This is a genomic window from Bacillus sp. HMA207 (assembly GCF_003402455.1).
Lineage (GTDB): Bacteria > Bacillota > Bacilli > Bacillales > Bacillaceae_G > Bacillus_A > Bacillus_A cereus.
Map to the genome: position 1 here is coordinate 287,256 of NZ_BEZT01000002.1, position 25,058 is coordinate 312,313.

Genomic DNA, 25,058 nt, shown 5'->3' on the forward strand with positions numbered 1-25,058 from the left:
ACAACAAGTAGTATCTCTATTTTCATAAGAAAAATAAACAGACTTAAACATTATTGTATCATAATGTGCTTATATTTAGGATAAATTGATTAATAGATACATAAAAGACGTTTGGATTGCATGAAAAAAGTCTCCTCTTGTAGAAAGAGAAGACTCTATATAAGTTTATAGGAACATCATACCTGCAACTGCTGCGTTTAAGAAGTTCGCTAATGTACCAGCGATAACTGCTTTAATCCCTAATTGTGCAATTTGTTTACGGCGAGTAGGAGCTAACGTTCCTGTTACACCTAATTGAATTGCGATAGAAGAGAAGTTTGCAAATCCACAGATTGCAAATGTTAAAATTAGATTTGTTTTGTCAGAGAACTCTGCCATGTGTGGTCCTAAGTTTGCGTATGCAACGAATTCGTTGATTGCAAGTTTTTGACCGATAAAGCTTGCTGCTTGTATCGCTTCACCAGGAGAAACCCCGATTAAGATTGCGAATGGTGATAATAAGTAACCAAAGATTAAATCAAGACTAAGTTTAATATCGAACAGAGAACCAACCCATCCTAATAATCCATTTAATAAAGCGATTAATGCGATGAAAGCCATTAACATTGCTGCTACGTTAATAACAAGTTGCATACCTTCAGATGCGCCGCGTGCAGCTGCATCAATAACATTTGCGTCTTCACGTTCTGTAGAAAGTTCAACGTTATTATCTACTTTTTCTGTCTCTGGCATGATTAGTTTCGCAATTAATAAGCTCGATGGAGCCGCCATAATTGCAGCTGCTAATAAGTGCTCTAACGGAATACCCATTGCTGCATAACCGACAAGAACGGATCCGGCAACAGCTGTCATACCGCTTACCATAATAGTGAAGAATTCACTATTTGTTAAGCGTGCTAAGTAAGGTTTAATTAAAATTGGAGCTTCAGTTTGCCCTAAAAATACAGTCGTTACTGAGTTTAGGCTTTCTGCTTTAGAAGTTCCAAGAAGTTTACTTAATGCACCACCAACGATGCTAACAAATTTCTGCATAATACCGAAATAATATAAGATTGCTACTAATGAACTAATAAATACGATTGGAAGTAGTGCTTGAATAAAGAATACAAATCCCCAAGGTCCCTTTGCGTTGACTAAATCCCCAGTAACGAACTTAATTCCCTCGTAAGAAAAATTAATTAATCCTTGAACACCGTCAGCAGCGTGTTTTAAACCTGCTTTACCAGCATCCCATCGTAATACGATAAATGAAAATGACATTTGTAATGCTAGCGCGATTAAAATTGTGCGCCAATTAATAGCTTTGCGGTTGGAAGATAGTAGAAAAGCAATTGCTAATACTCCAATCACGCCGCCAATTCCCCATAAAAGATTCATGCAGTGTATGCTCCTTCCTCATAGTAAAAACAGTGTATAAACCAGTTGTCTATACGTTTACGAATATAACATCTTAAGTAACTTATCATAATGGACATCGGAGGTCAAACGTCTAATGAAAAGTTTAAATAAAAAGAAAATTCTTCAAAAAAACACATATGAAATAAATAGACATGAAATAGGTTATGTTTTTTATGGGAATATATACATTATGATAACGTTATGCATTGTTTTTGCAGAATAAAGTGTATGAAATGGAAGAATGGATACATTATTTTTGTAGAGAGAAGGTAGGAGAAAGGGAGTAATATGTTGAACTCATAGCAAAAAAGCCTTCTAGTAAACTAGAAGGCTTTGAAACTATTAATTAAGGTGCTTTCGTGTATCCTAAGAAGTGGCTCTTCCAATAAGATTTACTTAATGAATCGATTGCTACACCGTTATCTCCAGCTTGGATAAATGATCCGCCCCCAAGGTAGATACCCATGTGAGAAGGACCAGATTTATAAGTGTTTTGGAAATAAATTAAGTCACCAGGTTGTGGACTTGAAGTTTTTGGTAGGCTACTCCAATATCCTGCAACACTTTGGCGGTTAATGTTATGACCAAATTTCTTAAATACGTGGTAGATGTAACCACTGCAGTCAACACCGTTAGCAGAACTTCCGCCCCAAACGTATGGTACACCTTGCATTGATTTTGCATATGCAAGTACGGAAGAACTGTCGCCGCTATTGTTGCCTGTATTATTATTGTTGTTATTGTTTTGATTGTTATTTTGGTTATTGTTAGGCTTATTATCTACTGCGCCTCCAACTGGTGTTTTAGATAGGTAACGTGTTCCGATATAACCAGTTTGACCGTTGTAGTTAATTTTGCTCCATCCAGAGTTTTCAGAGATTACTTGAACCTTCTGACCTTGTGGAAGTGCGCCTATGATTCTATAATTTGTACCTTCGCCGCTACGTACATTTAGTGCAGAAGCATTAATGTAGTAGTCACCAATTGCACCTTGGTTAGGCTGTTCAGGTTGTTTTGGTTGCTCAGGAGTAGTAGTGCCACCTTTAACGAATTTTACAAATTCGCTACTAACAAAGCCTGTTTTTCCTTGGTAATTTACCTTAAACCAACCGTTTTCAGATCCAACTACGTTTAATGTTGTACCGTTTAAAACGCCACCAATTACACTATGGTAAGCGGCAGGGCCTGTACGAACACGTAAAGATGTAGCGTTAACTACGTAAGAACCACCAGTTTGAATAGTTCCATTATTGTTTTGCTCTTGTTTGTTGCCTTCTGTAACGTTTTCGTTAGAACCGCCTTTTGTTACGTAGTCTTTGCTTATATAAGCAGTTTGTCCTGAGTAATTGATTTTGAACCAATCTTGAACTTCGCCAACAACTTGTACTACTTGTCCTTTTTTGACAGAACCTACAGTTGTGTGAGAAGTGCTAGGACCAGTACGAACACGAAGGGAAGATACATTTACTGTATAGTTTCCGCTTGCTGGTTTTACTTCTTGGTTGTTATTATTCGTATTGTTGTTTGAAGAACCTGCATTAGAAGAAACGCCAGATACGAATTCGCCACTTACATAACCTACTTGTCCATTATGGTTAATTTTCACCCAACCATTTTCTTGTCCAATTACGTTTAATGTTTGTCCTTCATATACACGTCCAGAAACAGAACTAGAAGTGTTAGGAGCTGTACGTACACGTAATACATCAGCGGTAACTTTATTATTTCCACCTGTGCTTACATTGTTGTTTGCTGCTCCACTTTTTGATACAAATTCGCCACTAACAAAGCCTGTTTTTCCGTTAATGTTAATTTTGAACCAACCATTTTCTTCGCCAATCACGTTTAGTGATTGACCGTTATAAACGCGTGAGATGATGTCGTGAGAAGTGCTTGATCCCGCACGAACATGTAATACGCTCGCGTTTACCGTATAAGATGAGTTGTTTGACGCAGAAGCTTGGACAGTTGTAGCAGCCTTTTGTGTATTTTGTTCAGGTGCAGCTTGAACACTATCAAGTGTAGGTGCTGCTCCTCCTGCTACAGACACTGCCGCAAGACCGGCAAGATACTTTTTCATAATTTGTCGATTCCTTTCTGTCTGTAATGTAGTGAAGAAATATTTACCAACTGTTAAAAATTCTAAAGAGCATGTCGATTACTGTCAAGGCTTATGTGGGAATCTGAATATGACAAAAAGATTACAAGAAAAAATCAAGGCATAAATTTACACCTTGATTTCCATTTAAATGCATATATTGAATGTGAAAGGACAGAAATTATTCGGGTTTAAGAAGATGCCATATTGGATTGTAACAAGATTTGATTAAATGATTTTTGCAGTTTTTTGGTGATAGGCCCAACTTGCCCATCTTGAATCGCGGTTCCATCAAGGTGGGTCATTGGTAAAATTTCAATCGTTGTGCCTGTAAAAAAGCATTCATCGGCTTGATAAACGTCACGAACGCTGAAAAGTTCTTCCTGTACAGGTATGTGAAGAGTATTCGCTAAAGAAAGGACATATTGACGAATAATGCCATTTAAAATAAGGTGATTGGCTGGATGTGTGTAAAGAGTTCCGTTTTTAATTAAAAAGAAGTTGGAATGGCTTCCTTCCGTTACAATACCATTCCTTACGAGAAGTGCCTCTTTACAGCCTTTTCGTTCAGCTTTCGTAGCAGCTAGTACGTTTGGTAATAAATTTAATGATTTAATGTCACAGCGTAGCCATCGAGTATCGGGTTCTGATATAGCGCGTATACCATATTCAATCCATAAGGCTGGTCTTTCTTTTTTTGTAATATAGGCATAAATTGTCGGAGGGGTGTCATATGAAAATACATGTGTGCGAGCTTGTACACCACGAGATACTTGCAAATAAATTGTGCCATCTTCGTGGAAATGGTTTCGTTCAATTAATTTGTAAAGTAAAGTGATGAGCTCAGCTTTTGAGAAAGGGAGCGATAATTCTACTTCTTCCATGGATCGATATAATCTCGTTATGTGCGGATCTAATAAGTGAAAGTTCCCTTTATATAGGCGAATAACCTCGTAGACACCATCTCCGAACTGCGAACCTCTCTCTTCAAGTTCTATGTACGTTTGTTGTTTTGTTGTATCAATAACTTCATCATTCCAAAGTACAAATTTTTCGTATGCCAATTTCCGTCCCATCCTTTCGTAAGTACGTAAGTAACGTGAAACTTTCATTCATGCGAGATAAAAATCACTATAGTAATTTTTATGTAAGCAATTCTCTACATATGACCGTATATGTATTTGTAAATCATAGAGAAGTAAGGATGGTTTACCCCGCATTAACGGGCAGTAAAACTCCTACTTAAAAATTCGGGTGGAGCAAAGAAGTGAATTGGGCGAATAACTGCCCGTAGCTGCCCGATTGGTGAGGGCTGATTAAAGTTTCACTTTACAGCATTTTGTATATACAAATTCGAAAATAAGAATGAGAATCCTGCTTTTAAATAAAAAAAAGCAACATTCTTATGGAATGCTGCACAAGGAGGGTAGCTATCTTTCATAGGGACATTGTCTCGTTGGATGTTTTGTGTATGGAAACAAAACATGTTGAAAGACAATTATAAGAAAGTAGAAACAAAAGATTTACACACTTCTTTAAGGGATCTTACGAAAGATGAGAGATAAGAAATATGTAGAACCTCGTTTACATATTTTATTATAGAGATTCTTCATTAACACTATGTGAATATTTGGTAAAGGTTATGTAATTTTAAAGTTAATGAATATAAGTAGTTGTATGGAAGAAAATAAAAAAAGAGGCTGAGATTACTCAGCACTCTTCTTTTCTTCTTTAATAACTGTTTTTACTTCACCAGTTTTGATCTTATTACTTTCAGAGAAGCGAAGTAAGTCACCTTCAATGATTTTATCAGACATGTTCAATTCATTTTGGGCGCGATCAATTAGTGGTTGGGATTCTTCTTTCGGTAATTGTACAACTTCGCCAGTAGCACGGTCATAGAATGTACTGTTTGTGTACATGTATTTATCTGTAACGAAGCTACCGTCACGAAGAACAACGAATCCTTTATTATCAGGTGAGAATACATCATGACCGAATCGAACGTCATTTGTAGAATCTACACCAAGTAAGTTTAGAATAGTTGGTTTAATGTCAATTTCACCAGTTGGTTTCGAAATTGTTTTACCTTCTTTTTGACCTGGAACGTGAATAAACATCGGTGTTTTTTGTAAGTTCATATGGTCAAATGCAGTGATTTCTTCTTTTCCTAAGAACTGTGCCATTGCACGGTTATGGTTTTCAGAAATACCGTAGTGGTCACCGTAGAATACGATTACTGAGTTGTCGTAAATACCTTCTGCTTTTAGACGCTCAATAAAGTGTTTCATTGCTTCGTCTAAGTAACGAGCAGTTACCATGTAACGGTCAAATACTCCATCACCAGAATTGTATTCATCGATTAATTTTGTACTGTCATCGTAAGTGAATGGGTAATGATTCGTTAAAGTAAGGAAGCGAGTATAGAATGGTTGCTTCACTTGTTTTAACATATCAATAGATTGATCGAAGTATTCGATATCTTTTAATCCCCAATTTAATTTTGTTTCTGGCGTAATCTTGTAATCAAGCTCGTTGTAGTAACGATCATAACCAAGTGCTGGATACATAATGTTACGGTTCCAGAATGTTGCGTTGTTTGCGTGGAATACCGACGTGTGATACCCTTGCTGACGTAAAATTTCTGGAGTTGCTGTATATTCATTGTTACCGTGTGTGAAGAATACAGCACCGCGGTCTAGTGGATATAACGAAGTATCTACTAGGAATTCAGCATCAGATGTTTTACCTTGACCAGTTTGATGGAAGAAGTTATCAAAGTAATAACTTTCTTTCGTAAATTGGTTTAAGAATGGTGTAACTTCTTGTCCGTTAACTGTTGCACCAATTAAGAATGTTTGTAATGACTCAAGAGAGACAACAATTACGTTTTTCCCTTTTGCAGTACCGAACATATTTGGATCTGGTTTACTTTGTGTTGTTTTTACGTAGTTCTCTGTTTCTTGTAATTTACTACCGTCAGCGAACGCTTTTTGTGAACTTGATTTTGCTTGTAAGCCAAGATCGTATACTTGGTGTACATATAATCCTAAGTTTTTAACAAGCATAACGCGGTCGAATGAACGTGTTAATAGTTCTGGGCGTTCAGCTTCTGCAAGTCCTAAGTTTGCGAAGAAAATAGCAACTGTTGATACGAAGTATAGAGAACGCATCGGGCGTGCTACACGCTCTGTAGGTGCAAAGTTCTTCATTTTCTTTAATAGAACGAAGAAAACGATAATGTCTGCAAATGCAAGGATAATTTTGTAGTTAAATAATTCTTTCACACTAGAACCTAAACTTCCGAAGTTAGATGTTTGTCCTAGCACCGGTAATGTAACGAAGTCATTGTAGAATCCGTAGAACATTACGTTACCAACAAGAACGATTGTTAAGACAAAATTAATTCCAAGTGCTATATAGTTACGTTTTTTCCCTTTTGCAAATAATGCAAGACCAACAAGCAGTAATGATGCTGCTAATGGGCTAAGGAATAAAATGAATTCTTGCATGAAAGATTCAAGTTTTAAGTCAAAGCTTGTGCGTGTAATAAGGTAAGTTTTCAGCCATAAGGCTAAAGCTACGAATACAGTGAAACGCACATTTTGAAATTGTGATTTCAAGGTTTCTTTCATTCATTTCCACCCTTTCTCTATCAGGCTTGGTCGATTTTGGAGCGAAAAATGCTAAAATAAAAAATACATAGTTTTCTTGGCCATAATTAAAGGTTCTATATTCACCCATATACGACTATAACTATGCATACCCTTTTGGTTTCTTTTGTTGCTCATAAGCATAACGTCATTTCTGTATTATACAACAAAATTCATTTCTGAGAAACACTATAACATTTTACATTTTTTGTATAAGATTTGTCACTACCAGAGAAAACTTTAACATTCGTTTATATGTCCGTCAACTAGAAAATATAACAAAGGTAGAGCAGAATGTTAAGTGGAAGTGAAAATTTTCTTTGTTGAGAAATAAGAAACGAAGATGGGTAAGGGTTATCTAGAAATCTATTATATGAAGGAAATCGTGTGAAAATTAACGAACACTTGTTCTTTTTTAGTTTGTTTGTTACAATGAAAGTTCATTGATAGGTTTTGTGTAATTTCCATGAACTTTTACTGATAACATATTGTAGCTTATTTCTTTTTAAAAATAGGGAGGCTTTTTACATGAAACAAAAATTTTCAGTTGAAGCGTTTTGGAAGAAAGTAAAACATGTTGCAAAGCAAGCAGGGCAGTCGGTCATTTATGCAAGTTTATTACTGTTTTACGTTTTGCAAAGACCCGATGTTCCAAAACGAGTGAAAATTATTGTAATTGGAGCACTTGCTTATTTTATTGCACCGATTGATGCGATTCCAGATTTCATTGCTGGAATTGGCTATACGGATGATTTAGGGGCGTTAACGGCCGCACTAATACAGGTGTCGTTATACGTCAATGAAGATGTGAAAGATAAGGCACGAGTGAAGTTGGCAGAATGGTTTGGTTCGGATATAGACACAACATTTATCGATCAGAAATTAGGTCAATAGGTGAAATCTGTCATGAGGTGACAGGACGAACGTAAGCGAGGAAGTGCATTATGCCATCAGGAAGAACGCATACGAAAATAAACTTAATATCCCTTCCGGTTGTTTTGTTTTTGCTCTTTTCGTATGGATTAACAAATTTTGATTTTTTATTAACTTTTGCAATTGGTTTTTTAGTAGGTACTTCATTTTTAACACCAGATTTAGATACGTACAGTAATGCTTATAACAAATGGGGTTTCTTACGTATATTTTGGTATCCTTATAAGAAAGTAATGCCACATCGATCTTTCTTTACGCATACGATTATACTTGGTGATGTGATTCGTATTGCGTACATGTTAATTGTCTTTTCTCCATTTTTATTACTATTAAATGTAATCGCATTGGATGGTAATTTAATAGAAATTGCGCAGAAACATGAGGTTGAAATTGTAACATTCTTAATGGGAATTGTTGTGGCAAGTACGCTCCACATTATAGCGGATAAAGTGAATACACGCCGAAAGAAAATGATGAGAAAAAAGAAGAAACGCAGAAGATAAAGTGAACGAATTAGGAAAAGGGCCCCTTGCAAATTGCAAGGGGCCCTTTTTAAACAAACATTTGTTTAAAATTAAGCTTTCAGCACTTTAATTCCTTTTACAATGTTCCAGATGAAGTAGTATAAGCTGATGATTCCGCAAATAGCTAAGACAATCATTGATCCAATTCCAAGTGTTACATCTGGTTGATCAGATCCAAGACCCATAATTCCTAAAATAGTTACGCCAATGAATGTAGCGATACTTGGAATGATGTGTGTCCATAGAGCACGTTTTGCATGTGGTTTTGTTTCAGCGTCTCCTACAATCCAAACGATAATAGGGAATAAGATAGGGGCAAATAGTACACTAAAGTATGATAACGCAGCTAATATTTTATTTCCGTTCATATATATCACCTCATAAATAATTTCTGTTGTTATACTATTATTATGCAATAATTTTGGCAAACTTCCTATCGATGAACATTACAAGAACGTGACGATTTTGTAAGATTTTCTGTTAAATAATAAAATTTTCAAAAAAATCTTTTTTAATAGAAATTGTTATGGTACAGTATAAATGAAAGTTGTTGAAAACGTTTTCTTAAACGTTTTTTATTTTAGACTTAAAGGTATGATGACCTGATAGTCTATTGATGAGGTTATTCTATTTAAAAGGGGATTCTTTAGGGGGAGAGAACAATGAACACATGGACACAAGTTTATGATCCATTCGGAAACATTTGGATTTCGGCAGCGATAGCACTTATTCCGATTATCTTTTTTTTCTTAGCTTTAGCAGTTTTCCGCATGAAAGGGTATGTGGCAGGATTTATTACAGTTGTACTTACAGTTTTAGTAGCGTTATTCGCTTATAAAATGCCGTTCACGATGGCAATGGCAGCGACCGGATATGGTTTCTTATACGGATTATGGCCAATTGCTTGGATTATCATTATGTCGGTATTTTTATATAAAATTTCTGTGAAAACAGGTCAATTCGATGTGATTCGTGCATCGGTATTATCGATTACGAACGATCATCGTCTACTCGTTATTTTAATTGGATTTTCATTTGGAGCATTTTTAGAAGGAGCGGCAGGATTTGGGGCACCAGTAGCGATTACAGCAGCACTTCTTGCGGGGCTTGGGTTAAATCCTTTATACGCAGCAGGTCTTTGTTTGATTGCAAATACTGCACCAGTGGCGTTCGGAGCGATGGGAATTCCGATTACAGTTGCTGGACAAGTAACAGGTATTGATCCACATAAAATTGGACAAATGGCTGGGCATCAATTACCGTTCCTATCATTATTTGTTCCATTCTTTATCGTATTTTTAATGGATGGGTTTAAAGGGATAAGACAAACGTGGCCTGCGTTACTTGTAGCGGGTAGTTCATTTGCGATTACGCAGTTCATTACAGCGACATTTTTAGGGCCGGAACTTCCGGATATTACATCGGCACTTGTAAGTTTAATTAGTTTAGCGCTGTTCTTAAAAGTTTGGCAGCCGAAAGAAACTTATCAATCCGGGCAAGTAAATAGTGAAGTAGCAGCAACAACGACAGTAGCATCGATGCCGAAATTAACGTTTGGAAAAGTAGTGAAGGCATGGTCCCCATTTATCGTATTAACGGTTATGGTAGTCATTTGGAGCCAAAGTTTCTTTAAGGCATTATTCACTCCAGGAGGAGCTTTAGAAAGTCTTGTATTTAAGTTTGAAATTCCAGGTCTGCATAATCTAGTAATGAAAGCAGAGCCAATTGTAAATAAACCAACGCCTTACGAGGCAATTCTGAAGTTTGATGTATTATCGGCAACCGGAACAGCGATTTTAATTGCTTGTATCATTTCCATGTTTATTTTGAAAATGAATGTAAAAGATGCAGTAGTGACATTTAAAGAAACGTTAAGCGAATTAAAAATGCCAATTCTATCTATCGGATTCGTACTAGGGTTTGCATTTATCGCAAACTATTCTGGTCTATCTTCCACGTTAGCGTTAGCATTAGCTGGAACTGGCGGACTATTCCCGTTCTTCTCACCATTCTTAGGCTGGATTGGCGTATTCTTAACAGGGTCTGATACGTCTGCGAATGCACTGTTCTCGAATTTACAAGCCATTACAGCGCAGCAAGTCGGCGTATCTGAAGTGCTTCTTGTTGCAGCAAATACAACAGGCGGTGTAACAGGTAAAATGATTTCTCCGCAGTCGATTGCGATTGCTTGTGCAGCAGTTGGTCTTGCTGGAAAAGAATCGGATTTGTTCCGTTTTACAGTGAAGCATAGTTTGTTCTTCGTAATTATTGTTGGTATTATGACTTATGTTCAGGCTTATTATTTAACGTGGATGATTCCATAAACAACAAAAGAAATAAACTTTTAATTTTCCAAATTATGGTGTATGATAGAAAGGTATTGAAAATTAAATCAGTGATAAACTAGGGGTGCCTAACGTATGCGTAGGCTGAGAGAGAAGCGCGTGAACTTCTTAACCCTTTGGACCTAATCTGGCTCGTACCAGCGTAGGGAAGTTAACGGCTTTACATAATGATGTCTTTATGAGCCAGGTCCTTATTTTTTTATGGACCTGGCTCTTTTTATGGAAGATGCGCAAATTGGGAATACCGACAGTAGTGGATAGGGTTGTTCAACAAGCAATCAGTCAAGTGCTTGGTTCAATATTTGAAAAACAATTTAGCGAATCTAGTTACGGCTTTAGACAAGGGCTCTTTTATGTTTGTATTTCGGAACTTCATCATATTTCTTTAAATAATAAGCACGGTAAGTAGCTTCACGAAATTGTACAGAGTTGGCAGCTTCAACCATGTAATAACGAAGATACTGGTTTCCCGTTCGTGTCATGGGTGTTCGTTCCGATTCAAAGTTTCCAGATTGCGATTTTTTCTAGTAAAGACCGGTGTATTTGGCCAATTGTGCTTCGTTCTCAAAGCGTTCAATTTGTCCAACTTCCGCAATGATTCCCGCGGCGTATACGACTCCAATGCCTGGAACACTTGTTAAATATCTCGCTTCTGGAATGGCTTAGAATAAAGCAGTAATGCTTTTTTCTATCTCTTTGATTTGTTTTTTCAATGTTTGAATCAATCGTGCATAAGTGGCTAATACAACGTCCACAGAGTCTTGAACGACCTTACCTAGTCGGTAGGAGTCACGTATGGCTTTCTTGATGGTTTTCGCTAAATCTTCCGGGTCGCTAAAGCGTCCTTTCCCCTTTTTCTGAAGAAGAGTAGCGAGTGCTTCTAGATCCATTTCTGCGATTTCATCCAACGAAAGGGAATCTGAGAGTATTTCCATCATCGTCGCACCAAAAACAGAGGTATTTAACTCTTTCGATAACGTATTACATTTGTAGTAAAGGTTCTTCAGAAAGTGTTGCTTACATTATGTTTGCTGGTGAACGAGTTGATATCTAGATCGTGTTAAACGTTGAAGGGCAACGTATTTTTCCTCCTTGATAAGAAACTTATTATACCGTCCGATTCGTAAAAAATCGGCAATACGGAAAGCATCTATTTTATCGGTCTTATCTTCTTCAAAGAGTTTTTTATACCGATGGATGGCTTTTGGATTTTGTACGACCACTTCCACGTCTAAAGCCCTCAAATCCTTATCTTCCGTTAGGAACATGGAAGGACGGAAACTATAGACGGAAGTAGATTCCATACCAATGACAATTTTTTTATAGTTGTACAACTGATGAAAATGGAGAACATCCTCCTTAATGGCGTTGGCACCATTCACATCGTTTGAAAGACAAATTTCTTTCAAAACAGTGTCATGACTGTCAAGAAAACATACATCAAGTTTTTCAGAGCTTACATCAATAGCTACGAATAATCTCAAAGAAAGGACCTCCTTTCTTTGAATAGTATTTGGAATGAGCTTGGATACTGTGGGATCTCCCTAGAGTCAAAAACATAGCCACAACCTCGCGTATGAGTATTCAATGATTGCCTTCATCTAAGCTGCTCCTCCCACCATTATGAGAGGTAAGTGAAGGAAACCGATACAGCTTGTGCGTATGCAGTGCATTTTGGTCTGGGTCACAGTCTTTTAACGTGGTCGAACTACAGGAGGAGTAAGCATATTCCCGATGGATCCATTTTCACACTTCCATTATCTGGGGGAATCCCCCAGTATCCAAGACTAAATTTTACCCATACATCATTTTTTTGATGTAGTTCTTGAAGATAAAAACTATTTAATTTTCAAGGAACAGTTATTAACTTAAAACTTATTATACGAGGAGGGTGTATCATGAAAAAAATATGCTTTGTATTAATTGTCGACGCTGGTATAAATTATGGTTCAATATTTTCTCTACCATTTTTAAGGAATCAGGATGATTTGAAGGAATATTTTTCTAAGTATTATGATGTTTCAATTAATTATATTAGGGATAAAAACTCAGTTGACTATTTGGTAGTTCCCAAACCGTGTCCAGCTTTTGATAATGAAAATAATCTTCCAATAATTGAAGTACCAGCAATCTTATTTATGGAAAAGAATTTTGAAAAAATAAAGACTTATATAGACAATTATTTTTCTAATAACTCATAAAGAAAATAAAAGTACAGTAAAAAGAAGTCCGATAAAAAACGAGTGGTGTAGAATATTTCTATTAATCATTCGTTTTTTATTATATTTACATATATTTTTTAAAAGAGGATTATAGACGTTCTGAAAAAAAATAATTATAACAAGAACAGTGTTCGTGCTACTATCTACGATTATTTTTTGTACTAAGTACCCCTTTAACTAACAAGACAACAAAAAATAATTAACATATTAAGGAAATTACGTTACGATAAATGTAAGAGATTTTTCTTTGAGTTTTAGCTCTGAATAATAAAGATAGTTAAATCACTAAATGGAGGAGCAGGTCAATTTTGTTCCTTGTATAGTAAATTGTTACCTATCTCTATTGCAGGTTGTATGGCAGGTAACAGTAGCAGTTGTAGCGAAATACAGCAGAGACAAAGGCTCTTTGGCAAACGGGACTGATGAATGTATTTGGCAAGTAAAAAATGGTTCTTCCCGGAGTTAGTTGAAAAGTTTCATTCTCTCCAAAAGTAGAATCTTTGTCCGCAATGTGGAGAATTTGCATCGACCATACATGATTCTTTTAATAAGCTTTAACTTGTTTATGCTCCCTTCGGTAAGACCATTATTATTCTCATAAGTTACCGCATTTCTGACAGCTTCAATATCCCGGGCTAATCCATTCGTAAAGCTCTTAAACTCTTGTATATTAGTATTCTTAATTTTCTTAATACAATGGTTGAGATTCTCAACACTCTTTGTGGTGAAGATGTTTTTAAACTCCCATGTTAAATCATAAACTATTTTTACAATAGGGTGTTCTTCGTAATTATTGTTGGTATTATAACGTATGTTCAAGCATATTATTTAACGTGGATGATTCCATAAAGAGAAAAAGAAATAACCTTTGCATTTTTCAGATTATCGTGTATGATGGGAAAGTATTGAAAATTAAATCAGTGATAAACTAGGGGTGCCTAACGTATGCGTAGGCTGAGAGAGAAGGGCGTGATCTTCTTAACCCTTTGGACCTGATCTGGCTCGTACCAGCGTAGGGAAGTTAACGGCTTTACATAATGATGTCTTTTATGAGCCAGGTCCTTATTTTTTTATGGACCTGGCTCTTTTTATTTTGGCATGCGCTGGCCATATCTCGTCCTTGTCACGAACAGGGGAGGCAACAAAGGTTATGAAACAGTCTGTTTCAGCTGAGCAAATTGAATTGAAATCGAGTTTACCAGGGAGTAAGAAAGTATATGTGGATGGACCACGAGAAGGCATGAAAGTACCGATGCGTGAGATTGAACAAAGCGAAACAAATGGCGTTCAAAATCCGCCAATTCGTGTGTATGATACGAGCGGCCCTTATACGGATCCTGAGTATAAAGTGGAGTTAGAAAAGGGGATTCCAACGCCGCGCCATTCTTGGATTATGGGGCGTGGTGATGTAGAAGCATACGAAGGGCGTGAAGTGAAACCAGAGGATGACGGTGTGAAAGTGGCTTCGAAACATACACCTGTTTTCCCGCAAATGGATCGCCAGCCGCTTAGAGCGAAGCAAGGTGCAAATGTTACGCAAATGCATTATGCGCGTAATGGTATTATTACGTCTGAGATGGAATACGTTGCAATTCGTGAAGGAGTAGAGCCGGAGTTTGTTCGTAAGGAAATCGCAGAAGGCCGCGCTATTTTACCAGCGAATATTAATCATCCAGAAGCAGAACCGATGATTATCGGGCGTAATTTCCACGTGAAGGTAAATGCAAATATCGGAAACTCTGCTGTATCTTCTTCTATTGCAGAAGAAGTAGAGAAGATGACGTGGGCAACGCGCTGGGGTGCAGATACGATTATGGATTTATCTACAGGTAAAAACATTCATACGACGCGTGAGTGGATTATTCGTAATGCGCCTGTACCAGTTGGAACTGTGCCGATTTATCAAGCGCTTGAAAAGGTAAATGGAATTGCAGAAGATTTAACATGGGAAGTGTACCGTGATACGTTAATTGAGCAAGCGGAGCAAGGCGTTGATTACTTTACGATTCACGCTGGTGTATTGCTTCGTTACATTCCAATTACTGCAAAGCGTACGACAGGTATCGTTTCGCGTGGTGGTTCGATTATGGCGCAGTGGTGTTTATTCCATCATAAAGAAAACTTCCTATATACTCATTTTGAAGAGATTTGTGAAATTATGAAGCAGTACGATGTTTCGTTCTCTCTTGGAGATGGATTACGTCCAGGATCGATTGCAGATGCAAATGACGAAGCACAATTCTCTGAGCTTGAAACACTTGGTGAATTAACCAAAATTGCTTGGAAACATGATGTGCAAGTTATGATTGAAGGACCTGGACACGTGCCGATGCACTTAATTAAAGAGAATATGGAGAAAGAGCTTGATATTTGTCAGGGCGCGCCGTTTTACACACTTGGGCCGCTAACGACAGATATTGCACCAGGTTATGACCATATTACATCGGCGATTGGAGCTGCTATGATTGGCTGGTTTGGAACAGCGATGCTTTGTTATGTAACGCCGAAAGAACATTTAGGTTTGCCAAACAAAGATGATGTACGCACGGGTGTTATTACGTATAAAATTGCAGCGCATGCGGCTGATCTTGCGAAAGGACATAAAACGGCTCATCAGCGTGATGATGCACTTTCAAAAGCACGCTTCGAATTCCGTTGGCGCGATCAATTTAATTTATCTTTAGATCCTGAACGTGCGATGGAATATCATGATGAAACGTTGCCTGCAGAAGGGGCAAAGACAGCTCACTTCTGTTCAATGTGTGGACCGAAGTTTTGTAGTATGAGAATTTCGCATGATATTCGTGAGTATGCAAAAGAAAATGATTTAGAAACGACAGAAGCAATTGAAAAAGGAATGAAAGAGAAAGCAGAAGAATTTAAAGAAGCTGGTAGTCATTTATATCAATAATATGTTACACCTCTTTACTTGATTGATCACACTGTAGTACCTAACTTTATTATAGAAGAAGCCCCATTTGCTAAGACGGTAGCAAATGGGGCTTCTGTTGTTTATAAGGCAAAGAAGAGATGTACCCAGTAGAATAAGAGGAATAGTGTGACGACTGTTGTGAGCGGGATAACGATAAGGGATACACTTAAATAGTCTTTCCATTTTACTTTAATTTTGTTTTGTTTCAGAATATACATCCAAATGAGTGAAGCTAGTGTACCAATTGGTAGTAATAGTGAACCGATGTCACTACCAATGATGTTTGCAAGATAGATTGTTTTTAATGTGACTGGATCTAGTCCCATTTCTGTTAATGTGATTGTACCAATCATAAGGGCAGGATGGTTATTGAAGACGTTAGAGAGGATGGATACAAGTCCGCCCATTGCAAAGCTAGCATAGAGTAGATGCTGATTCACAATTGGCTCGAGCCATTGTACAAGTGCAGCTGTTAATCCTGCGTTGTGGAGTCCGTAAATAATGACGTACATAGAGAAGGCGAAAATTAAAATGTGCCACGGTGTCTTTTTCAAAATGTCGACAGGGTTTGTTCGTAAGTAGTACCATCTCCAAATGAGAAGAACGAGTGAACCAAGTACTGCAACGATTTCAATTGGGATGGATAAGAAGGATGCAACGAATAGAAGACAGCGCATCAGGAAGACGAAACCTAATACTTTTAACATGAATCTTGTCCGTTTTTGTTTCGTATCAACAGAATTATTTCCTTTTAGTGGATGGAAGTTTTTCGTGAAGAAAATTTCTTCAATATCATATGAAGAAACAGGTAATTTTTTCGGAAGTTTTTTCTTCAAAACTGTATACATGAGCCATGACATAAATAATAAGCCTAATGTTGCAGGTACAAACATCATAGCAGTATGCATATAAAGAGTCATATTAACGATATTTAATGCAATTAAGTTTACGATATTACTTACACCAATTGGTGCACTAGATGCGGTAGCGATTAAAGCTCCGCTTAATAAATAAGGAATTTGTTGATGTGGTTTTAATTGAAGGTTTTTTAGAAGAAGAATTAAAATGGGAGTTGTAATTAAAATACTACCGTCGTTATTAAATAAAAGAGTCATAAGAAAACATAATAATTGAATATACCAGTATAGACGGCGTCCAGAACCTTTCGCTAGATTTGCCAGTTTCGCTGCGGACCAATGGAAGAAGCCGAAGCTTTCTAATATAACTGCCATGACGATGGTCGCTAATATTGTTATGGAAGCACCGCCAATTTTACTTATAATATCCATGACGTCTGGTTTTGATACAAGTCCAGTAATTATGATGATACCAGCTCCGATTGCTGCTGGCCACGCCTCATTCAAACCTCGAGGCCGCCAAAAGATAACGATCATCGTTAAGAAGAATACAATAATAGTAATCCATATTTCAATGCTCATATTTTGCCTACCTTTCTATTTTCCCTTGAACAGATGTAGCTTGTCTCAAGTTTATATTGGTAGTATATTCAGCAAAAAATAAGAAGAACTAGACGTATAACGAGATGAAGCGAATATGTGTTTTTCAAGCTAAAGGACAAGTGTCACGAATAGTGAAATAACTATTATGAGAGGCGTCTATAAATTATTGGGGCAGTAAAATAGTAAATGAAATTTATATGGGCAATTATGGAGATATATTGACGCAACTTAAAATATATCAGCGATTATTGAAATATATCGGCGCAACTTAAAATATATCAGCGATTATTGAAATATATCGGCGCAACTTAAAATATATCAGCGATTATGGAGATATATCGGCGCAACTCAAAATATATCAGCGATTTTTAAAATATATCGACTTATCGACAAAACATGACAAAAGGAGTCTATTCCAAAATGCCTTTTGGGACAGACTCCAAGACTATATTATTTTTCCTTCAAAAAAGTACGATCCTTCAAGAATAAATTCCAGAAGAAAATAAATCCTGGTAATAAAATTGCAATCCCAATTGCGTATAGAATGAGCAGTGCATAGAACGTTTCTGTCGTTGTGAAGCTTGTAAATACAGTTACGTCAGGATAAATAATATACGGTAAATGCGCGACGCCGTAAGCGTAGCTTGCAAATGCATATTGAGCGACGACAGCTAAAACGGCAATGCGAGGGTATCCTAGTGTATTGTATTTTTTGTTTGTCCACCAAAGGGACGAGTATCCGATAACGAATAAAACAATAGAAACTGTAAACCACGGGAATTGCTTTATTAATCCTTGCATAAGCCAATGTGTTTCTGGGTCCATTACAACGAGGGCGATGATTGCTGTAACGAGCGTTGCAGGACCAAGAATGATAGCATTTCTTCTATAAATTCTATACGTATCTTCTGAACTTTGTTCTCTCGCAAAATCAGCAAGAAAGAGAGAGGAGAGAAATAGTTCAGACGTTAGTCCGAAAAGCATATAACAGTAGATAACCGGGCTAGAAAGAAGTTTTCCATACAGGAGTACTTCTTTTCCTTCAGACATTGTAATATAGGCTCCCTCTGTAACGGGTAAAACGGTAATTAATAGTGCTGGAATTAAGAGACCAGTAATACCTGAAATAACCCGAAGAAGGTACTGATATTTTGGCAAGGAGTAAGCAAATACCATAAACGTACTACGTACTGCAACGAGCACTAAAATTAACATAACTGGTACGAACATTACTGTCGCAAGAGTAAAGGCCGCTTTCGGAAAGAAGCCGAGAAATGCGACAACGACGAAGACGAGAAACGTATTTGTTACCTCCCAAGTTGGTGATAAGTACCGATTCGCAAGTTTAGCAGCGAGCGTCGGATGTTTTGCGTATACCATGCCCCAAAAACCAGCTCCAAAATCGATGGACCCTAGTATACTGTATACGAAAATAAGGGCCCATAAGATGATGATTGCAATACTTTCCTCATGCATGAGAATCGCCTCCTTGGTGTTGTAAATCATTCTTTAATGGATGTCTTCTAAAGAATGTCCGTAGAACAATGACTGTTAAAATAGCGAGTCCAATATATAAAATGATGAACAAAACAAATAAAGGACCGACGAAATCGGCGCGTGTAGATGCATCGACGGTACGTTGCATACCATAAATTGTCCATGGTTGACGACCGCTACAACTGAAAATCCATCCGAATTCAATACCGAGCATCATAATTGGTCCGCATGCGGCAGCCCCCCAAAGTAGCCACTTCGGTAGTTCTGTTCCCTTTTTTCGGTAAACGAAGTACCAATATAAGAGCGCAATTGCTGCAACTGCAAAGGTAAACGCAGCGGTGCCGACCATTAAGTTGAATAGTGTATGTGTATAAAATGGTGGCCATGTTTCTTGGGGAAATTCCTTTAGACCTTTTACGACAGTGCTAGGGTCTAGTCCCACCAATAAGCTAAGCATGTTGGGAATTTCAAGTGCATAGTTTAGTTCAAGTGTATTGGGATCCACAACTCCGCCAATGGATAGCGGTGCGTGTGATGTCGTTTCAAATAAAGCTTCAGCAGATGCAAGTTTTTCAGGTGAGTGTTTATGTAAGGCGATCGCTGATTCATGTCCTGAAAGCCACATCGTAGCGCCTGTAATAAATGTAACGACAAGCCCTAATAGCAGCCCTTTTTTATGATAAGCAATTTCACGTGTACTTAAATTTTTCTTCAATAATTTAAATCCAGCGATAGAAGCAATGACAGCCGCACCAGTTGCATAAGCCGTAATAACGACATGGAATGCACTTGTACCAAAACTCGGATTAAAGAAAGCTTTCCAAGGATCAACGTTAAAAACAGATCCATCTGGATTCATTGAAAAGCCTGCTGGTGTATTCATCCATGTATTTGCTGATGTAATAAGCACGGCGGATGCCGTGGCACCAAGCATGACGAAAAATAGCGAGATTAATCTCATAAATGGAGGAAGTTTATCGGCTGCATATACGTAAATCGACATGAATAAAGCCTCCAAAAAGAAGGCGAAAATCTCAATTTGGAAGGGAACAGAAATAACTTGCCCAACAATTTTGGCGAAACCAGGCCAAAGAAGTGAGATTTGCACACCAACGATTGTTCCAGTTGGAATTGCTACACCGAGAAGAATAGCAAACGCCTTTGTCCATCTTTTCGCCATAATGGCATAGTCGGAGTCTTTCTTCCAGTGATAGAGTATTTCGCTTATAAAAATCATCAATGAAAGTCCGACCCCAAGTGTTGCAAAGATAATGTGGAATGCTAATGAAGAACCGAAAAATGCTCTTGCTAATGTTACCGTATCCATATGTAAACTCCTCTTCTTTTTTGCCATTATTTTCTGATTGAATTGGAAGATTTATTCAAAAAAACTACCAAAAATATATATGTATTTAAAAAGTGAATATGATAATATAATGTTGTAATATTTTGAATAGAAAGAAATAAATAGTTGGTCATGTTTTGTTTGTTTTTTGCTCAGGAATCTTTTATAATCTTTTATGCGAACATAAGTTCTGTTTTTGGAATGAAGAAGTTTATGTGAAATGGAGAGGGTGTTTTATGTATCCTGAAGTCATTAAAAAGATGGCATTTTCAAAAGAGCATAGAGATTTATTATTGAAGCTATATAATAAAGAAATTACACGTCGTGAATATGATCGACTTGTACAATCGCTATATAAACCTTCTAAAGAGGTTTGCGAGGGATAGAAATGGGGGGAGACAATCTAATAGATTGTCTTTTTTAAATTTATGTATGTTCTGATAAAATTAAGGTTAGCCTTACTAGGGAGGTGAAAAGATTGCGTAAACGTTTATATATAGGGATTGGAGTTATCTTCTTAATCGCTTTAGGTGGAATTGTATTTTGGTCAGCTTTACAAGGAAACCGTACAGAAAATTTTATTTTAAGACATATGGTGAATGACAATGGAACACTTGCCACGTATCGTTTAGTAGATACTAAGGCAGGTACGGGTGAAGCTAAGGGACGTGAAGCTTTATCAGAATCGGCGGGATTATGGTTACAGTATACACTTGATAAAGATGATCAGGCGTTATTTGATGAGCAAGTAAAGGTTATTCAAGATAATTTCATATATAAGAATCATATTGTTTTATGGAAACTCTCTGAAAAGGGAGAGAGGCAGTCAGCTACAAATGCACTTATAGATGATCTTCGTATTATAGAACAATTATATCGTGCTTATGAAATGTATAAGGAAGAGCGTTATAAAAACCTTGCCGATCAATTAAGTGATGCTGTACTTCGTTATAATAAAAAAGATAATTATTATGTTGATTATTATGATGCAGATGCAGGGAAACAAAATAATTTTGTAACAACATCATACATAAATCCGCGTGCATTCTCCTATATGAAGAAGTACGGCAAAGTTTCTGCTCAGCAATATCAGGAAGTCGTTCAATTTTTAGCAGATTATCCAAGGCATGGCTGGGCATTCCCAAAAGAGTATAAAGAAGATGGTACATTTACGTACGATAAAGAAGTGAATCTTATCGACCAATCATACGTTGCATATCATCGAAGTTTAGGTGGTCTTTCATCAGCTGCTTATTTGGAATTTATAAAGAAGAAGTTCCAGGAGGATGGAAAGCTATACGGTCGTTACAATTTAGAAACGGGAAAACAAACTGTGAATTATGAATCGCCGGCCGCGTATGGACTAACGATTTTGTACGTACTACAAACAGGTGATACAAAGTTTGCGAAGGAATTGTATGATCATATGGCCACATTCCGAAATGACAACGTATTTAGTAGATATTACGGTGGATATGTAACAGGTGAAAATAATAATACGCATATTTTTGATAACGTACTACCACTTTTAGCTGAAATGGAATTAAAAAAGAGTGAACAATAAAAGGTGCCACCATATGAGGGTGGCACCTTTTATTTGTTCATATAATTTTACGTCCTAATATTAGAGAAATAGTCAATCACGAATTCACGGAATTGCTGAGCTGTTTTTGATAAGTAGCGTTTTTTTGACCAACTTAATCCGATGGTTCGCTGACAAGTGGGTTCAATAATACGCAACTTGCTCGATGCTAAAGTAGAGTTTTTTAATAAAGTTAAACTTGGAACAAAAGCGATGCCGAGACCTTGCTTAATGAGGTCGCTAATCACGGTCGGTTCATCGACTTCAAAAGCAATATGTGGAGTGAAACCAGCTTCTTTACAAAATTCATCCGTTAAGTGCCGAAATCCATAACCAGTGTTCATACTAATGAACGGTTCGTCCTTTACTTCATGGAGGTGGATATTTTCTCGGCCTGATAAACGATGGCCTGAAGGGACGACTAAGAAAATTTCTTCTGTAATAAGTGGTTCCCAAACAATTTCTTCTCCTTCAATTGGCACAGAGGAGATACAAAAGTCAATTTCTATATTATCTAGTTGTCGTTTCATAGAAGGAGTGGATGCCAGAAATTGTTGGAACCGAACGTTAGGATGTTCTAGTAAAAAAGAGCCAAGTAGTTCTGGTAATATTCTCGGAATAGAAACGGCTAGTGTAATAGAGCTTTGTTGTAATTCGGCTAAATCTTTAATTTCTCGTTCCCCTTCGCTTAATTCATGAAAAATACGCTCTACTCGTTTTAAAAATACTTTTCCGAAAGAATTTAAAGTAATCTGTCGACCTTGGCGATCAAATAAAGGAACGCCTAAATCCTTTTCGAGTCTAGCTATTGTTTTGCTGAGTGAAGGTTGTGCGATATGCAATTCTTCAGCTGCCTTTGTCATATGTTCTAGTCGTGCGACTGTCTGAAAGTATTTTAACTGGAGCAGTTCCATTTCGAGTCTCCTTTCTATAGACCAAAAGGAATGAATTAATAATTAAAGATGTATTATACAGTATGGAAAGTGACGTGTATAGTAAATCTGTTAAACCATTCTAATGGTGTTAAATTCGGAGAAGGAGTATGTTTCATGAAGGGAATTCAACTTGTATTTAAAGATTGGAAAGCGATGTGGCACCATAAACATGGACGTATCGCTTTAATTTTTTTATTAATCGTTCCGTTAATTTATTCAGGATTCTTTTTAGCTGGATATTGGGATCCGTACGGAAAATTAGATAAATTACCTGTTGCGGTTGTGAATTTAGATAAAGGTGCTGCGATGGATGAGAAAACAATTCATGCAGGAGACGATTTTGTAAAAAATTTAAAGGAGAATAAAGAACTGGCTTTTCATTTTGTATCAGAAAAAAATGCTGATGAAGGGCTAAAAGAAGATAAGTACTATATGGTTGTTACGATTCCAGCTGATTTCTCTAAAAAGGTAAGTACACTTATGGATGAGAAACCAGAACCAGCACAATTGCAGTACAAAGTAAATCCGGGTAAAAACTTTGTAGCAGCGCAAATTGGAACGACAGCTGTTGAAAATATGAAAACAAAAATTTCAAATAGTATTACGAAATCTTATACAGAAGGTGTGTTTTCAAAGTTTCAAGACTTAGCACAAGGGTTGAGTGATGCAAGTAATGGTGCTGGGAAGTTACATGAAGGAACGACAGATGCAAGAAATGGGGCAGATCAGCTTGCAGATGGTATTCATCGTTTAAGTGACGGGACATCAAAAGTGAAAGAGGGAAGTGAAAAACTTGCTTCTAGCAAATCAGCCTTAACTGACGGAGCGAATGAGCTAAGTCAAGGAGCAACTTCACTTCATAGCGGTATGGAGTTATTAGCACAAGGTGAAAAAACGTTACAATCAGGGGTTAGTGAATTAAGTGCTGGTACAAATGAATGGGTGAGCGGAAGTGAGAAGCTTGCTGAAGGCCAAGTAAAAGCGGATGGTGCAGCTAATAGTATAAAACAACAATTAGAAGAGTACGTGAAAAATCATCCAGAAGTGCAGCAAGATCCCGCTTTTCAAAAAATTGTTGCTACGTCTGATGGACTAGCTAAAGCAACAAGTATTTTAAATAATAGCCAACAACAATTAACACAAGGTGCGCAGAAGCTTGCAAATGGTCAGCATAAGGTTGAAGAAGGTATGAATACATTCGGAGTTAAGTTAAATGAAGCTACTGCTGGAACGAAAAAAATAGCAGATGGTGCTACAAATTTAGCTAGTGGATTTACGAAATGGGGAGCTGGATTTACATCATTACAAGAAGGTGTAAATCAACTTGCGAGTGGCGGAACAGAGCTGAATCATGGTGCTGATCAGTTAACGAACGGACTTGTTAAACTTGATGATGGTGCGAAAGAACTTTCTAGGAAATTAGGAGAGGGCGCAGAGAAGATAGCGGATATTCGTAATGATGATGCACGCAATACGATGTTCTCAGAGCCAGTTCAGTTAGTGAAGTCAACAGTTTCTGACGTGCCTAATTACGGTTCAGGTATTGCACCATATTTCTTATCGCTTGCATTTTATGTTGGCGGAATTATGGCATCGAATATTTTACCGCTTGGTCGCAGACAAAATATGAAGGTAAGCGGAACGGTACATTTTATTAATAAACTAGGATTGGTATATTTAATTGGACTTATTCAAGCGCTACTCGTAGATGTAGTTGTGCTAGGTGTTATGAAATTAGAAGTCGCAAGTGTGCCACTTTTTGTTTTATCAAGTATTGTTATTTCCTTTACGTTCATGACATTTATTCTTATGCTAGTAACAGTATTTGGTCTTGTTGGAAAGTTCTTAGCGGTAACCCTTCTTGTCCTGCAATTAGCGACGAGCGGAGGTACTTTCCCAGGAGAATTAAATATAGCTGTTCTTAGTAAAATTGGACAATTTCTCCCAATGTCTCATTCTCTTAGAGGATTACAAGATGTTATTTCTTTAGGAGATTGGTCGCAATTACAAATGCAAATTTTAATATTGTTATGTTATCTCGTTGTTGCCGGTGGAATTGCTTGGATTACGAGTCATATACAGCATAGAGAAACGAATGTAGAACAAGTTTCTTAAGATGAAATAAGCTATCCGA

At 37.2% G+C, this 25,058-nt stretch carries 20 protein-coding genes, 3 pseudogenes and 2 riboswitches; of the genes and pseudogenes, 10 read left to right on the forward strand and 13 right to left on the reverse strand.

Annotated features, from left to right (window positions below):
• Positions 1-165: 165 nt before the first annotated feature.
• The 4 genes from HMAS_RS21955 to HMAS_RS21970 form a co-directional block, all read right to left on the reverse strand.
• Complete coding sequence (locus HMAS_RS21955; RefSeq protein ID WP_001051029.1) at positions 166-1,377, reverse strand: NupC/NupG family nucleoside CNT transporter; 1,212 nt, start codon at positions 1,375-1,377, stop codon at positions 166-168.
• A 367-nt stretch (positions 1,378-1,744) separates the two neighbouring features.
• Positions 1,745-3,478 (reverse strand): SH3 domain-containing protein, encoded by a 1,734-nt coding sequence (locus HMAS_RS21960; protein WP_116345029.1) that lies wholly within the window; start codon positions 3,476-3,478, stop codon positions 1,745-1,747.
• Between the two features lie 209 nt (positions 3,479-3,687).
• Positions 3,688-4,572: a D-amino-acid transaminase gene (locus tag HMAS_RS21965; RefSeq protein WP_080120341.1), complete on the reverse strand. Its 885-nt coding sequence runs from the start codon at positions 4,570-4,572 to the stop codon at positions 3,688-3,690.
• A gap of 630 nt (positions 4,573-5,202) precedes the next feature.
• A complete protein-coding gene (locus HMAS_RS21970) occupies positions 5,203-7,131 on the reverse strand; it encodes an LTA synthase family protein (RefSeq protein WP_000665358.1) in 1,929 nt (642 codons plus the stop codon).
• A gap of 546 nt (positions 7,132-7,677) precedes the next feature.
• Between HMAS_RS21970 and HMAS_RS21980 the strand changes: the two genes are divergently transcribed.
• On the forward strand, positions 7,678-8,043 hold the full coding sequence (locus tag HMAS_RS21980; protein WP_000810369.1) for a YkvA family protein: 366 nt from the start codon (positions 7,678-7,680) through the stop codon (positions 8,041-8,043).
• Between the two features lie 50 nt (positions 8,044-8,093).
• Positions 8,094-8,585: a metal-binding protein gene (locus tag HMAS_RS21985; protein WP_001139061.1), complete on the forward strand. Its 492-nt coding sequence runs from the start codon at positions 8,094-8,096 to the stop codon at positions 8,583-8,585.
• Between the two features lie 71 nt (positions 8,586-8,656).
• On the opposite strand, the gene HMAS_RS21990 is transcribed toward HMAS_RS21985, so the two are convergent.
• Complete coding sequence (locus HMAS_RS21990; protein WP_001014099.1) at positions 8,657-8,974, reverse strand: DUF4870 domain-containing protein; 318 nt, start codon at positions 8,972-8,974, stop codon at positions 8,657-8,659.
• Between the two features lie 294 nt (positions 8,975-9,268).
• Here HMAS_RS21990 and lldP point away from each other — a divergent pair, with 294 nt between their 5' ends.
• On the forward strand, positions 9,269-10,930 hold the full coding sequence (gene lldP / locus HMAS_RS21995) for an L-lactate permease (RefSeq protein WP_044307192.1): 1,662 nt from the start codon (positions 9,269-9,271) through the stop codon (positions 10,928-10,930).
• A 71-nt stretch (positions 10,931-11,001) separates the two neighbouring features.
• Positions 11,002-11,117: riboswitch (TPP riboswitch) on the forward strand.
• Between the two features lie 57 nt (positions 11,118-11,174).
• A pseudogene (locus HMAS_RS28155) lies at positions 11,175-11,291 on the forward strand (Retron-type RNA-directed DNA polymerase); the annotation flags it as partial.
• On the opposite strand, the pseudogene HMAS_RS28445 reads toward HMAS_RS28155, so the two are convergent.
• From HMAS_RS28445 to HMAS_RS28455, 3 genes and pseudogenes are all read right to left on the reverse strand, one after another.
• Positions 11,287-11,610 (reverse strand): annotated as a pseudogene (locus HMAS_RS28445) (transposase). The pseudogenes HMAS_RS28155 and HMAS_RS28445 overlap by 5 nt on opposite strands.
• Before the next feature lie 3 nt (positions 11,611-11,613).
• Entirely contained in the window at positions 11,614-11,889 is a 276-nt protein-coding gene (locus HMAS_RS28450) for a hypothetical protein (RefSeq protein ID WP_377827336.1), read from the reverse strand.
• A gap of 84 nt (positions 11,890-11,973) precedes the next feature.
• A complete protein-coding gene (locus HMAS_RS28455) occupies positions 11,974-12,435 on the reverse strand; it encodes an IS110 family transposase (protein ID WP_375825643.1) in 462 nt (153 codons plus the stop codon).
• Between the two features lie 414 nt (positions 12,436-12,849).
• Between HMAS_RS28455 and HMAS_RS22010 the strand changes: the two genes are divergently transcribed.
• Positions 12,850-13,152 carry a hypothetical protein gene (locus tag HMAS_RS22010; RefSeq protein ID WP_000717611.1) on the forward strand — a complete coding sequence of 101 codons (303 nt, stop codon included), beginning with the start codon at positions 12,850-12,852 and terminating at the stop codon, positions 13,150-13,152.
• Positions 13,153-13,635: 483 nt separating this feature from the next.
• On the opposite strand, the gene HMAS_RS28460 is transcribed toward HMAS_RS22010, so the two are convergent.
• Positions 13,636-13,947: a transposase gene (locus HMAS_RS28460; RefSeq protein ID WP_394852806.1), complete on the reverse strand. Its 312-nt coding sequence runs from the start codon at positions 13,945-13,947 to the stop codon at positions 13,636-13,638.
• A gap of 3 nt (positions 13,948-13,950) precedes the next feature.
• Between HMAS_RS28460 and HMAS_RS28465 the strand changes: the two are divergent.
• Both HMAS_RS28465 and thiC read left to right on the forward strand, forming a co-directional pair.
• A pseudogene (locus tag HMAS_RS28465) lies at positions 13,951-14,022 on the forward strand (L-lactate permease); the annotation flags it as partial.
• 71 nt (positions 14,023-14,093) lie between these two features.
• Positions 14,094-14,209, forward strand: a riboswitch (TPP riboswitch).
• 114 nt (positions 14,210-14,323) lie between these two features.
• Positions 14,324-16,084, forward strand: a complete 1,761-nt coding sequence (thiC, locus tag HMAS_RS22025; protein WP_116345030.1) for a phosphomethylpyrimidine synthase ThiC — start codon at positions 14,324-14,326, stop codon at positions 16,082-16,084.
• Positions 16,085-16,185: 101 nt separating this feature from the next.
• Here thiC and HMAS_RS22030 read toward each other — a convergent pair whose 3' ends face one another.
• The 3 genes from HMAS_RS22030 to cydA all read right to left on the reverse strand — a co-directional run bounded on the left by HMAS_RS22030 (position 16,186) and on the right by cydA (position 20,389).
• Entirely contained in the window at positions 16,186-17,544 is a 1,359-nt protein-coding gene (locus HMAS_RS22030; RefSeq protein WP_000021123.1) for an arsenic transporter, read from the reverse strand.
• Between the two features lie 471 nt (positions 17,545-18,015).
• Entirely contained in the window at positions 18,016-19,041 is a 1,026-nt protein-coding gene (locus tag HMAS_RS22035) for a cytochrome d ubiquinol oxidase subunit II (protein ID WP_000544187.1), read from the reverse strand.
• Positions 19,034-20,389, reverse strand: a complete 1,356-nt coding sequence (gene cydA, locus HMAS_RS22040) for a cytochrome ubiquinol oxidase subunit I (protein WP_000381978.1) — start codon at positions 20,387-20,389, stop codon at positions 19,034-19,036. The genes HMAS_RS22035 and cydA overlap by 8 nt, the downstream gene beginning before the upstream one ends.
• Before the next feature lie 254 nt (positions 20,390-20,643).
• Between cydA and HMAS_RS27815 the strand changes: the two genes are divergently transcribed.
• Both HMAS_RS27815 and HMAS_RS22045 read left to right on the forward strand, forming a co-directional pair.
• A complete protein-coding gene (locus tag HMAS_RS27815) occupies positions 20,644-20,793 on the forward strand; it encodes a hypothetical protein (RefSeq protein WP_000283179.1) in 150 nt (49 codons plus the stop codon).
• A 92-nt stretch (positions 20,794-20,885) separates the two neighbouring features.
• On the forward strand, positions 20,886-21,971 hold the full coding sequence (locus HMAS_RS22045) for a hypothetical protein (RefSeq protein WP_001231662.1): 1,086 nt from the start codon (positions 20,886-20,888) through the stop codon (positions 21,969-21,971).
• Between the two features lie 47 nt (positions 21,972-22,018).
• Here the strand turns inward: HMAS_RS22045 and HMAS_RS22050 are convergent, their stop codons facing one another.
• A complete protein-coding gene (locus tag HMAS_RS22050; protein ID WP_000421926.1) occupies positions 22,019-22,903 on the reverse strand; it encodes a LysR family transcriptional regulator in 885 nt (294 codons plus the stop codon).
• A 135-nt stretch (positions 22,904-23,038) separates the two neighbouring features.
• On the opposite strand from HMAS_RS22050, the gene HMAS_RS22055 reads away from it, so the two are divergent.
• Complete coding sequence (locus HMAS_RS22055) at positions 23,039-25,039, forward strand: YhgE/Pip domain-containing protein (RefSeq protein ID WP_000676364.1); 2,001 nt, start codon at positions 23,039-23,041, stop codon at positions 25,037-25,039.
• Positions 25,040-25,058 lie beyond the last annotated feature (19 nt).